This window comes from Pedobacter cryoconitis (assembly GCF_001590605.1).
GTDB classification, from domain to species: domain Bacteria; phylum Bacteroidota; class Bacteroidia; order Sphingobacteriales; family Sphingobacteriaceae; genus Pedobacter; species Pedobacter cryoconitis_A.
The window spans coordinates 3,826,972-3,840,363 of record NZ_CP014504.1 but is presented as its reverse complement, the minus strand read 5'-3'; the positions used below and the strand labels follow the sequence as shown (position 1 = coordinate 3,840,363).

Annotated in this window: 9 protein-coding genes and 1 tRNA gene; 3 read left to right on the top strand and 7 right to left on the bottom strand. The window is 37.5% G+C overall.

The features are described from left to right. Nucleotides 1-192: 192 nt before the first annotated feature. The 3 genes from AY601_RS15870 to AY601_RS15860 form a co-directional block, all read right to left on the bottom strand. Nucleotides 193-702: a helix-turn-helix transcriptional regulator gene (locus AY601_RS15870; RefSeq protein ID WP_068402819.1), complete on the bottom strand. Its 510-nt coding sequence runs from the start codon at nucleotides 700-702 to the stop codon at nucleotides 193-195. A 184-nt stretch (nucleotides 703-886) separates the two neighbouring features. Next, a tRNA-Arg gene (locus tag AY601_RS15865) sits at nucleotides 887-958 on the bottom strand. A gap of 297 nt (nucleotides 959-1,255) precedes the next feature. Continuing rightward, a complete protein-coding gene (locus AY601_RS15860) occupies nucleotides 1,256-2,026 on the bottom strand; it encodes a Ku protein (RefSeq protein WP_068402818.1) in 771 nt (256 codons plus the stop codon). 120 nt (nucleotides 2,027-2,146) lie between these two features. Between AY601_RS15860 and ligD the strand changes: the two genes are divergently transcribed. Beyond that, nucleotides 2,147-4,795: a DNA ligase D gene (gene ligD, locus AY601_RS15855; RefSeq protein WP_068402816.1), complete on the top strand. Its 2,649-nt coding sequence runs from the start codon at nucleotides 2,147-2,149 to the stop codon at nucleotides 4,793-4,795. A 52-nt stretch (nucleotides 4,796-4,847) separates the two neighbouring features. Here ligD and AY601_RS15850 read toward each other — a convergent pair whose 3' ends face one another. The 4 genes from AY601_RS15850 to AY601_RS15835 all read right to left on the bottom strand — a co-directional run bounded on the left by AY601_RS15850 (nucleotide 4,848) and on the right by AY601_RS15835 (nucleotide 10,801). Then, entirely contained in the window at nucleotides 4,848-5,423 is a 576-nt protein-coding gene (locus AY601_RS15850) for a hypothetical protein (RefSeq protein WP_068402813.1), read from the bottom strand. A gap of 161 nt (nucleotides 5,424-5,584) precedes the next feature. Further along, nucleotides 5,585-8,416 carry a lantibiotic dehydratase gene (locus AY601_RS15845; protein ID WP_068402812.1) on the bottom strand — a complete coding sequence of 944 codons (2,832 nt, stop codon included), beginning with the start codon at nucleotides 8,414-8,416 and terminating at the stop codon, nucleotides 5,585-5,587. Nucleotides 8,417-8,483: 67 nt separating this feature from the next. Then, nucleotides 8,484-9,476 (bottom strand): sensor histidine kinase, encoded by a 993-nt coding sequence (locus tag AY601_RS15840; protein WP_198163540.1) that lies wholly within the window; start codon nucleotides 9,474-9,476, stop codon nucleotides 8,484-8,486. 605 nt (nucleotides 9,477-10,081) lie between these two features. Next, entirely contained in the window at nucleotides 10,082-10,801 is a 720-nt protein-coding gene (locus AY601_RS15835) for a LytR/AlgR family response regulator transcription factor (RefSeq protein ID WP_198163539.1), read from the bottom strand. A gap of 257 nt (nucleotides 10,802-11,058) precedes the next feature. Between AY601_RS15835 and AY601_RS15830 the strand changes: the two genes are divergently transcribed. Together AY601_RS15830 and mgtE are read left to right on the top strand one after the other, a co-directional pair. Next, nucleotides 11,059-11,751, top strand: coding sequence for a TetR/AcrR family transcriptional regulator (locus tag AY601_RS15830; protein WP_068402805.1), 693 nt, complete (start codon nucleotides 11,059-11,061; stop codon nucleotides 11,749-11,751). Between the two features lie 93 nt (nucleotides 11,752-11,844). Continuing rightward, on the top strand, nucleotides 11,845-13,218 hold the full coding sequence (gene mgtE / locus AY601_RS15825) for a magnesium transporter (RefSeq protein ID WP_068402803.1): 1,374 nt from the start codon (nucleotides 11,845-11,847) through the stop codon (nucleotides 13,216-13,218). The last annotated feature ends 174 nt before the right edge of the window (nucleotides 13,219-13,392 follow it).

Here is a 13,392-nt window from a genome sequence, read left to right as displayed (position 1 = left end):
TATGCTGATAAATCGAGGTTTTTAACTGAAAAGTGGTAACATTCGTTGGTTTTGTTACCTGAAATATTTGGAAGATTCAAGTTTTATCGTGGAGTAGTGAATATCCTTTAATACCCCTATTAGAATAATTTAAAGGACTTTATCATAGGTATCAGGTATCTGTTGGAAGGGAGGAAAGAAGAAATGGCCCTTTCAGGCCATTTTTAAAACTTTCTCGTAATCATATTTGCTATATTTCTCTGCTAATTTTTCCTCTTCATGGAAAGCGATCAGATCATTTTTAAGCTGAACTTGCAGCCAGAGATCAATAGGAATATGAAAAAAATTAGACAGCTTCATTGCTAAATCTTTATTGAAGGAACGCTGTCCTTTAAGGTACTTGTTCAGGTTTGAAACATCGGTATCAAGATAAGTAGCAAACTGGGTCTTACCCAGACCAAGAACCGAGCAGAAAGTCATGACAAAATCTTCAATAGTCATTCTTTCCTCCAATATTATCTTATCATTTTGCACATATTCTTCCATGCGGTAAAGCACCGCCAGCATCTGATTTCGTATGATGCGTTCCGGTGAGCGCTTGCTGTGAAGCAATTGTGCCCGCTCTTCCATCAAAGCCTTTTCTTCTTTGCTCCATTTGTGCCCATCACTCGGGGCGATAGTCACATCGAAGTCTTCTCTTTTTTTATCTCTTGCGATACTCATATTTACGATCTTAAGTATTCATCTTATCTATAATTTAGGAAAGGTATTTCTTAATCAGCCTTTCTCCTGCCTCGTCTGCGATTTATAAAAATCGTAATTAGAGTGTTCTAAAGCTGAAAACGGCAAAAACACAAATAAAAAAGCCTAATAATCAGATTATTAGGCTTTTGAAATCAAAATACTGTGTTCCCGAAGGGATTCGAACCCCCATCGTTGGTACCGGAAACCAAAATTCTATCCATTGAACTACAGGAACATTTCGGCAAATATATAAATTTGATTCATTTATTCTGAATTCTCCTGAAAAATAGACGCTCAATTTGTTTGAATCGCACGAAATAAATTGTTAGCAATATCAAAAACAACATTTGAAATATCAGTTTCTACATTTTATGCCCGGCTCCCAAAATTAACTTTACATCAATAGCTTATTATTCATCTTAATAATTCAGAAATTGAAAGTAAAAATGTACTTGCTTATTTCAGGCAAAGGTTCCCCCTGGTAAATATGGTATTGTTTGCTATTCTATCTAGAGGAAAGGGCAGCTGCCTGTTAAGCTCCTTTTCTGCCTTCCAGGCTTTGCATCAGCTGGCTGTACAGATCATCATTACTACTTTCACGGGGTTTCAATTTTTTAACAGTAGCTCTTTTGCCTTTGGCTTTCGCCTTGATAATTTTCAAAAGTTCTTTACTGTATTCATCTTTGAAACCCCTGATATCAAATGCTGAACTATATTGTTTAATCAGCGCCATGCCCACTTCAAGTTCTTTTTTTGTGATGGTATCAGTCTCAGGTATTTTCAGCTCTTCGCCAGATCTTATTTCTTCAGCAAACCTGATCTTTGTGACTACCAGAACCTCATTTAGTGGATGGATGATACATAAATTCTCTGTATTCCTCAGCACAAATCTGGCTACACCAGCTTTTTTAGACTTCACCAAAGCTTTCAATAGCAAGGCATAAGCTTTTTTACCCTGTTTCTCGGGTTGGGCATAATAGGAAGTCTCATAATAAATGGGATTGATTTCCTTCAAATCCACAAAATTCTCCAGGGAGATCATTTTGTTTTTATCTGGAGCTGCATCTTCAAAATCCTGCTCATCGAGTACTACATAATTCTCATTCAGCAGATATCCTTTTACAATTTTATCAAAAGGAACTTCTTTTCTTGTCTTTTCATTGATCCGTTGAAATTTAATCCTGGAATGATCTTTACTGTCCAGCATGTCTAAATCCAGCTGACTCTGCTGTACGGCAGAGAAAAGTTTAACCGGGATATTTACCAGTCCAAATCCAATAGCTCCATTCCAAAGTGATCTCATCCTAAATGCTTTAATTATTAATTTAACAACGCGCCATTTCTTTTGTTTTCTCTTCCTGAAAACTTTGAATCTTTCTTGTTGTTATCATCCGGAACCAGATTGTCATTTAAAACCTTTGTGATGAGTTTAACAGCCTATAAAAAGAAACGATCTTTTGCGCAGACTCCTGAACCTAAAGGGGGGAAAGGAAGTGGAAAAGAATTGCGCTTTGTCATTCAGAAACACGATGCTTCACATCTTCATTATGATTTCAGACTGGAGATGGGTGGGGTATTGAAAAGCTGGGCCGTTCCAAAAGGACCTTCCACAGATCCAGAAGTGAAGCGGCTTGCCATGATGGTTGAGGACCATCCTTACGACTATAAAGATTTTGAAGGTCTTATTCCTAAAGGGGAATATGGTGGAGGAACTGTTATTGTCTGGGATGAGGGAACTTATGAGCCGGACGAGCCCGTAGATGGGACTATTGAAGATCAGGATCGAAACCTGAGACACCAGCTGCATAGTGGTAAAATTAGTTTCACCTTGCATGGCAAAAAGCTGAAAGGTTCTTTTGCGCTGGTCAGGACCCATGGAATGGGGGAGAATAGCTGGCTTTTAATTAAGCATAAAGATAAATATGCCAAAAGTGACGATATTTTGCTGAAGGATAAATCGGTAATCTCCAAAAAGACTATTGAGCAAATGGCGAAGAAACCTGTTCAGGTTTATGGAAAAAAAACGATTAAACCTAAGCAGCCTGACGCCGTTAAACCGGAGGCTGAAGCTGTTAAATCCAAGCTGGCTGAAGCTGTTAAACCTAAACAGAATAAAATCGTGAAAACCCCTTTTTACGATCAGGTAAAACCTATGCTGGCTACCTTGGTAGATGAGGCATTTGACAAAGAGGGCTGGTTGTATGAAGTGAAATGGGATGGTTACCGGGCGGTGGCTTTAATGAATAAAGGAAGCGTAGAATTCAAGTCCAGGAACAATAAATCTTTCCAGGAAAAGTTTTACCCGATTTATCAGGCGCTACTAGAATGGAATGTCAATGCAATTGTAGATGGTGAGGTCGTTTCCGTTGACAAAAAAGGAAAGGCTAGTTTCGGGGATTTACAGAACTGGCACAGCGATCAAAATGGAGAGTTGCTATATTATGTTTTTGATATTTTATGGTATGATGGGCATGATCTTACCGTTTTATCTTTGATGCAAAGAAAGGCTATACTTGCTCAGCTGATTCCTGAAAATTCTCCTGTGAGGCTTAGTAAGGGTTTCGAAACCTCAGGCATAGAATTTCTGGCTGCTGCAAAAAAGGCTGGACTGGAAGGTATTATGGCCAAAAGAAAAGATAGTTTATATGTTGCTGGCGAGCGCACCAATGATTGGCTTAAAATCAAAGCAAGTAAGCGTCAGGAAGTAGTTATTGGCGGATATACGAAGAATGCAGGCACGAGTAAACCTTTTAGTTCATTATTGGTTGGCTTGTTTGAAGGTGGTAAATTTATTTATACGGGAAAAATTGGTACAGGATTTAGTATGGAAATGCAGCAAGAATTGTTGGCTCGTTTTGAACCATTGCTTATTGCTGAACCAGCATTCACTGAGAAACCAGCTTATAATAAAGCCAATCCATTCAGAGCTGGTTTGGGTAAGGCGAAGGCATTCTGGCTGAAACCAGAAATGATCTGTGAAGTTAATTTTGCGGAAATGACTACTGATGGTGTAATGCGGCACCCATCTTTTGCAGGAATGCGGGAAGATAAAGACGCTAAAGAAGTTGTCCTTGAAAAAGAAGCAGATACATCAGCTATTTTGGCTGGTACTGATGATGATTTAACTAAGCTGAACGGAATGAAACAATTGCTGAATCCAAAAGAAGAAACCCAGGTAAAAAAAGTAAACGGACATTCCCTGGAATTTACCAATTTGAATAAGATATTCTGGCCAGTTGAACAATTCACCAAACGTGACCTGATTAATTATTATGAGCAGATGTCATCCTTTATATTGCCGTATATGAAAGACCGGCCTTTGTCCTTAAACCGTTATCCAAACGGAATTACCGGAGAAAGTTTCTATCAGAAAGATGTGACTGGAAAAGTCCCTGATTGGGTTAAAACTTACCTTTATCATGCTGAGGGGGATGATTCAGATAAGCATTTTATGCTAGGGGAAGATAAAGCCACGTTATTGTACTCCGCAGGCCTTGGCTGTATTGAAGTTCATCCCTGGAGCAGTACCATTAAAAAACCCGATTATCCGACCTGGTGTATTATTGACCTTGATCCGGATAAGAATTCTTTCCAGCAGGTAATCGAAGCAGCACAGGTAACCAAGGCTGTGCTGGATGATATGGGTGTACCCTGCTATTGTAAAACCAGTGGCTCTACCGGGCTGCATGTCTATATTCCTTTAGGCAACAAATACACTTATGAGCAGAGTAAGGAGTTTGCGAGGATCATTGTTACGCTGGTTAACCGGGAGATACCTGCATATACAAGTCTGGAGCGTGCTGTTTCCAAACGGAAGGGGAAAATGTACCTTGACTTTTTGCAGAACCGTCCTCAGGCCACTATTGCTGCTCCATATTCTCTGCGCCCTAAACCTGGCGCTACGGTTTCTATGCCATTACATTGGGACGAAGTGAAAAAGGGGTTGGAAATGAAAGACTTTACAATTTCCAATGCTTTATCCAGAGTCAAAGAAACGGGTGATATTTTTAAACCAGTATTAGGGAAAGGAATTGATCTTAAGAAAATTATTAAAGGCAGGCAATTGAAATAACCAGACTATTCTATAAAAATTGAATAGCCTGGTATCGGTGTGTTTGTTGTATTTAAGATTGTTTGCCCAGATTTCCTGTAATTGATAAAATCTCAAAAGTATAAGTGAGCTGTGTTTTATTCTTCTCGTAACATTGCAACGCATCCCATAGGCTCCTAAATTTTATAGGATTGAGGTTATTCTTTACATCCCTGCAAAAAGCGACTACACCATGATCTTTCCATTCGTTATTACTCGTAGAGAGTTCTACAAATGGATAAGATTCCCCTTTAGATAACAATGATATTTTGAAACTATCCACAATATCTTTAAGCAGCCTGAAAGAAGACTCGCTATCTCTGTATAAGTCGGGATAAAGCCCATCTTTATGAATATAATCAATATTTTGTTCCAGTGCAATGACCTGCTTTAAAAAAGCTACCCTGATATCGTCGGCAGATTCATCAGGAGCAGATAACTCATCTTGCAATTGCTTGACTGTTTGCAATGATTGGGCCATTGATTTTCTGGAATCTTCTGTGTTTTTTTTAAGAAAAACCTTGTGTGCAGATTGAAAGCTTTCGATAGCTTCAAGGCTTTTAACCAATACTGAAGGAGCGTTATAATAATTTTTAATTGAAGGTTTCATAGATTATCTATTAATAGAGCTTCATTTGAATTTACAGAGAAAACACTCATGTTACCACTGCTGTAAAAATAGTAATTTTGTTCAATGCATAGCTTGTTTTTTAAATTATTTTTTGACAGAACTTATTGCTTTTGAGTCGTCTAGCATAATTGCTGTATAAATTATACAGGCTGGGGCAAACTTTTATTCTGTAACCTGCCAATTTTCATCTTGATACGTTTAGTCAGGAAATTATAGACAATCATCTCATGCATACGCTGGTTATCATGAAAAATCCTGTTGACGTGCATATGGAATAAATCTGAGAGCATGTTATTTTTTTCGGTTTCCAGGCATGCCTTTAAACTATTTAAAAAAGCTTGTTCCGTCTGTGCAGCTTTTTTCTGTTGTAATTTTGTTAGCACTATAGTCAGCCCGTCAAAATTAAAGTCTTTATAACTCTGATTAATCTTTTTGGTCGCATCAGACTGGATATTAAATTCAGCGGCAAAGCTACTATGCATCCTTTCTGCGAATTGCAGCTGTTCTCCCAGTGTATATATCGCATTCTGCATCACGTTTTCAATTAAACTGATAGATAGAATATAGAGATCATTAATTTCAACAGGTTTGGCAATAATCGCTAATATGTAATCACTATCTGCCCCGAAACATTTTTCTACCAGGTCCATTCTTTTCAAGCCATATCTTTCGGTCTCCTGCCGGTAGGTTTTAAGTTGGAGATCTGCTACAGTCCCGGAAGTGATATAAGGTGCAATCAAGCGGGAAAGACTAGCTGTGAGTTCATATCCATCTTTAACTTCCTTCAATTGAAATCTTAAGCGAATATGATCGGCGGGATCATTATACCGGATAAAGAACCATTTCTTTAGCTTGTTCCTTAAAGGATGAATGAATTGCTTCTTAATTTCCAGAAGAATAGCGTTGGATTTAGTAGCGTGACAGTAGATTTCAAAATAAAGCCATTCTTCTCCCGGTAAATATAAATTAGAAAAATATTGTTCATTATTCCAGGTACCTCTCAATGGATAAGGCCGGTAAAGTTGTGCTGTGTGTTCCAGGTTGATGATGAATTCTGGTAAATAGGGGGCGTTGTTTTCATCAATGACCTGTGACATCGCAGGAATAAAAGCTTCTTCAATATATAAGTCTGTTTTATTCTTGCAGAAGAGTACAAATGAACTCATATCTTCCTGTATCTGGGGATTAAAAACTAAGGTTTGATCACCATCCCCACCTTTAAAAGACTTTTTTAAATTAATTGTGCTCAGCCAATTGTATAGTTCATTTAATGAATTATTTGTATTGGTTTCCTGACTGATAGATTTAGGGACCAGCCATTTTTCAGGGCATAGAATTACATTTTTATATTGTACCCTTGGGTAATGTATCAGACCTGGAAATATAGTAGAGAGATTGATACTCAGACTAGAATGCAGGCCCTGATGTTGTAAGTCGGAAAGAAAGCGGTAAACCGCCAGATCTGAACGGCCATAATTATAAGCGGAAGCTAATTTCGGGATGAGCCGTTTACCATATTTTACGGAATGAAGTATTAATTCTTCACCTCTTACACTGACCATAATATCATTGAGCGCTAAAATATGTTTGCTTTCAGGCCAGCTTAAAATGGGTAATTCGTAATTATAAATGGCCTTTCTCCGGTTGATATTATCTGCGTGCTTTTCTAGCTGATAGCCGATATCAAAAAATAGGATTTCTGGATTAGCCTGCTGTTCAATTTGAACAAACCGGTGACCTATTGCAGTAATTTCTTCACTGGCCAAAGAAAATCTCCCTAAAAGCGAATTTGCTGTACATCCGCCAATATTTTCTATGATGATATAATCTTCTGTGCATTGCAGCAAGACGCTGATTGTATTGGCAACGGGCTGCGGTGAATTTGTTCCCTGTTCCTTAAAATCGTATAACTGAATGGTTTGATGTTGTATCATTTGATTCAGCATAAACTGATATAAAGGCGTATAGGCAATTTGGTTTATCTGTTTATAGGCTCTGTTCTTTTTTAAATCCTGAATGAGCTGACCTTCATCTTTGTTCAGGTTCATCGACCGGTAGCCAATACCAATTTCGGGGTCAAGGGCAATCTGGAGCGGAACTTCTTTGTGTTCAAACTTTTTAACGAAATTATTTCTGAAATCATCCAGAGAAGCATTTTTACTTGGCTCTGTATGTTTAGAAAGAAAATCAGTTAATTCTGCCAGTACCTGAAGCCTCCTTTCCGATAGCTGGCCTTTTATCCTTTTTCTTTCTGAAATAATGTAATCGTTTTTCTTTTCTTGCTGTGCATAGCCAATCCGGCCATAGTAATCCGGGCCGATAATGTTTGGTTGAAAATTGGTGATTAAAAGCTGAAAAGTAACAAGCTGCTCTAAAAAGTAGGTCGTCATTGCCTTGCTTAAATTATACTCAGTGCGCAGGAAATTTTGTATCTCTTCCACCGTACGTTTGGTGCGGCAAAAATCCAGGGTCAGCTGCGTGGTTTCTTCCGCATCAATGGCTGATAATTCAAAGGAGCCATTCTCGATATTTAAGTAGCGTAACTCTCCACCTCCAATATAGGCGGTGGTATTGGTGGTGAGGAAACGCGCCTGGTTGATTAACCATTTGGGATCAGTATTGAAGTGTTCCTTTTCCTGCCAATTGATAAAACGATGGACAATATGTTTTTTAGACAACGTTACTGGTTCATTACTGTTTTCATGATCAATAGGAATGATCGAAAATGCTGCGAAATTCCCGTAAGGCGTAGCCCTGAATTTTGCACGGTTAAAATACTTCCAGATGGTAAATTTGATTTTTGGATCGAGAGTTTTCAGATCGGAATACTCATGTGCTCTGATCATTTCAAAAAAGGAGGGGGAAGACTCTTGGATATAGTCTTTAAGTTCATCCCAGACGTTACACAGTTCTTCTGCATGAGAAAATACCGGCGTACGCGTGATACTGACAGGGGAGATCGTTAATTTCATACACTAATGTTTAGATATTTAAATAAATAATTAAACAATAAGATACTGGTTTAACGGAAAGGTTTAGCTAGTTTTTCAGCTTCAGCACAAGCTCCACTTTGAATAATTTTCCGGCCATTTCGTGACTGAATTTGTAATTGTTTTTATAGAACTGATCCAACCGGGAGGTAATATTTGCCAGTCCGGTTTTACCACTTTCTACATTGCTGTCATAATTTGGTAGGTTGCTGGTCTGGATAGTTAAATATTCATCCATTGATGCTACCCTGATTTCTGCCGGGTAATCTTTGTCGAGCAGGTTTCCGTGTTTAAAGATGTTTTCTACCAGGGTCAGTAAAATGATAGGGATAATTGTAACCTGATCGTTATTGAGTTGGGTAACGTAATTGATGTGCAAGGTATGATTGAACCGCAGTTGGTTCAGCTTGATAATATTTTCCACCTGTTCGAGCTCTTTCGAGACAAGAATGGTTTGGCTGTTGTTTTCCAAAGCAAATCCCATAATACTGGATAATCTCATAATGGCTTCGTTCGCTTCTTCCGGTTTTTTCTTAGCCGCGTATTTGATAAAACTTAAGGTATTGAAAAGTAAGTGAGGGTTGATCTGAGCACGCAGGAAATCTTGTTCTGCACGCAGCAGTTTGTTTTGTAGTTGCTCGTTTTCTATGGTTTGAACGAGTTCTCTTCTCCTTTTATCATTATAGCTGAATAATAGGTAATAGGCTGAGGCATATAGGATAAAATAGATGCCTCTCCAAACAGTACCGGCAACAGCCTTTACAGAAAAGACGGTTTTAAATTGTATCGCCGATTTCTGTTCTATTAATATCCAGCTAATTGATATTGCAAGGCAATAATGAACTATTAATTCTAATGCAATGAATATTGGTAAACGCCAGTAATCTGCTTTAGTATTAATTGTCCCTCTTTTTAATACTATTAAAGCATGAAAATAAAATAAACTAATGTTGAGTGTATAATAAAGAACATAGGTAATTGAAGGCTGATAATCCAGCCTCATTAATTTCAAAATACTAATCTCATATAAGATAAATATCACCCAACATATTATGTGGATACGAACTTCCTTTAAGAGCATAAATAGGGCTTTATATAATAATTAAAGTATGTAATATAATAAAAATGTACAGGTTTTCTTTTGGGGATAACATTGGCTATAAACTAATAATTATAGCCATGAGTTTGACCAGAAAAAAACTAACATTGACAAAAAAAACGCTGTTTTTGTACCAGAAACCATTAATCGGTCGTCCAACTTATCCCCCAGCAGACCCTACTAGTACTTTATCGGCAGGATCTGGATTCCCACCCCCATCATTCAAACCAGAAAACATATAAACCTTAAGATTTCAAAGTGTGTTTCCTTGGAAAATCGAGGAAACACACTTTGAAATTTTAACCTATGTAATCATACCTTTTAGCAATATCTTTTGATCAAATTTTACGGTTATATTATGATATCATTTTATAAATCATATAATTATGAGCTTGGTCAGGAAAAAAATAACATTGTCAAAAAGAATATTGTTTTTGTATCAGAAACCATTAATTGGCCGTCCAACCTATCCTCCTGCAGACCCAACCAGTAGTTTGTCAGGAGGGCCTAATTGGCCAACATCATTCAAACCAGAAAACATATAAATTTTAAGATTTCAAAGTGTGTTTCCTTAGAAAATCAAGGAACACGCTTTTGTACTTGTCACCTATCTGATAACTCTGTCCCGGAGCTAATCTTGCAATATTTCCATCTACACGATCCAGATAATTCAAAGAGATAATAATGGACTTGTTGATTCTGAAAAAGATATCCATGATCTGCAATTTATCCTCCATTGCTTTAAGACCAATATAAGTTATTTCATGACCGGTAGTGGTATGGATCATGATATAATTCAACATCGCCTCGATGTAAACAATGTCACTATATTTTATCTTGATAAAACTACTCTTCTGTCCGCCTTTAATAAACAGGAACTGCTGCTCGTCTCTCTGCAGTTTGATAATATCCTGATGCTTAAGCGTCAGATCTTCAGCTTTCTGAGTGAAAGAAACATAACTCACAGGTTTAAGCAGGTAGCCATCAGCCCTAGCTTGAAAAGCTTCCGGAGCATAACCTCTGTGTGCTGTAACATAAACCAGGAAATGGCAGTAATTATTTAGTATTTCAGCAGCATCTATTCCGTTAAGAACAGCCATACTGATATCTGAAAAGATAATATCAACATGTTCCGCTTCCTGTAAATAGGCAATTGCCTGCCTGGCATCCGGGAAACTCTCTACTAAGTTCAGATGAGGCACCAGTGCAATCAACTCACTTAACTCATCAATTGCATGAGGTTCGTCGTCAATAACAATACAACTCATTACCATAAGCTATTATTTTTATTGTTTAAGTTCTTAATCAAAGCACATAAATATACATGCATTAATGTAATGATAGATGCTTTTTGATGAAAAGGGCCATTTTATATAAAATTCGGACAGCTTTATATAAAATTTTCCCCTTCCATAGGCCTTCCACATATCTTGTATTTAAGCAGCTAAATCAATTGCACAGCTATTGCGACAAATCTTTGTAATATCCGCATGAATTAATAACTCGCCTGGTTATATAAATACTGATGAAGAACAATAAATGGAACTGCATGAGTATGCAAATTGCTACGCTCATGCACATTTCATTTATTTATGATGAAGCGGGATTGAATCATGAAAATAATATCCGACCTATGAAAAACAAAGAAAATACAAAAAGAAAGTTATTAGATGCAGTAGGTGTGATCCTTAAAAAGGATGGCTTTAGCGGATTGGGTGTTAATAAAGTGGCTAAATTAGCAGGGGTTTCAAAAATCCTTATATACCGCTATTTTGGAGATTTCAATGAACTAGTGAAATCTTGCGTAGTAGAAAATAACTTTTGGACAAACAATCTGACAGAGCCCGCTGCATCTGAAGATACTACCGTTTCTATGCAGCAATTGATCAATACACTTTTAAAAGAGAGGTTTAGTTATTTTTATAATCATTGCCAGATGCAGGCTGCGTTATTGAATGATACTTCTAATTATAATCTAAACATTAAAAAAAGATCAGGCAGTAACCGTTTACTCAAAAGAAAATTACAGCCAGCAAAAGAACAGGGATTTGATAATTGCATTACTTATTTTAATATAGTTTCTACACTCCTTGTAGCAGGCACTAACCATCTTGTTTTAGGAAGCCAAAGTGAAACTAAAAATGAATTGCAGCATTCTATGGAAAAGATTGTAGAATGGACATTCGGAGATGTTATAAACGATAAGGATTACAATTAATTATAGTTTACGTAATGCGTTTTTAAAAATAAAACATCACTTTTGCAATCTTGGTAAAGCAAAAGAAACATGTAAATAATAAAAGCGCTATTTATGGAAGAAAAGGTTGTTGAAGAAGTTGTTGAACTAATTGAGCGTGAAGGCGATGAACAGTTAAGGGAATATTTAGACGCGCTTAATATCTCGGACGTTGAACATCTTATAGACGAACTTCCCCAATATGCGGTTAAATTCATAGATACGCTGTCTGTTAAAAGGGCAGTTAACGTTTTTAGAATTCTGGATTTTCCTACTCAGGAAAAAATCATAAAAAAACTTCCCGGAGAAAAACTTGCACAGCTTATTAATTTGCTGCCTCCTGATGATAGAACTTCATTGTTCTCTGAACTTAAAGGAGATGCGGTAAAGAAATTAATCATTTTATTGCCAGCTAAAGACAGGGTAGAAGCCTTATCTCTGCTTGGTTATAAAGAAGATAGTGTCGGGCGGTTAATGACACCCGATTATATAGCTGTTAAAACGGACTGGACTGTTAAAAGGGTTCTGGAACATATCAGAAAATACGGAAAAGATTCGGAAACGATTGATGTGATCTACGTCATAGATGAAAATGGTATTCTACTGGATGATATCAGGATCAGGGAGATTTTACTCGCTAATCCTGAAGTCCCAGTCGGCGAACTTACCGATAACAGATCTATCGCACTGAATGCAAATGATCCGCAGGAAGAAGCAATTAATGTCTTCAGGATGAATAACAGGGTCGCTTTGCCGGTAACAGATGATAATCATGTGTTGCTTGGTATTGTAACTGTTGATGATATTTTGTGGATTGCGAATGAAGAGTATACAGAAGATATGCACAAAATAGGGGGTACCCAGGCGCTGGATGAACCTTATCTTGATATGCCTATTTTCGGGCTGTTTAAAAGACGTATTGGCTGGCTGGTTGTACTTTTCCTTGGCGAGATGTTAACAGCAACAGCAATGGCTCATTTTGAGGCGGATATCGCTAAAGCGGTTGTGCTTGCAATGTTTGTTCCATTGATTATATCCAGTGGTGGTAATAGTGGCTCTCAGGCCTCAACGCTGATTATTCAGGCGATGGCATTAGGAGAAATTACGATAGGAGACTGGTGGCGTGTTATGCGCAGAGAAATTATTTCAGGATTAATGCTGGGGCTTGTACTGGGTTCGATAGGTTTCCTGAGGATTTTTGTCTGGACACTCTTCTCTAATTTATATGGACCCCATTGGGCATTGATAGGTGTTACCGTAGGTGTAGCCCTTGTTGGTGTTGTATTATGGGGATCTCTTGCAGGTTCTATGTTACCGTTATTACTTAAAAAGCTGGGTGCTGACCCTGCAACTTCATCGGCTCCTTTTGTAGCTACACTGGTTGATGTTACCGGACTGATTATCTATTTCTCTGTGGCGGTGATGTTCCTAACAGGGGTCTTATTGTAAATAAAGACTGATTTTACTAAAAAACACTTTTCTGATAACCGCATCAATTCTTTTGATGCGGTTATTTTTTTTCTTTGGAAGCTCTCCTTCCATTCTGTATAATACAGAAAGCATTTTATTCTTGAGTATGAACAAAAATATCTATGATTTAAGCCTTTTCTAAATGTTGGTTTA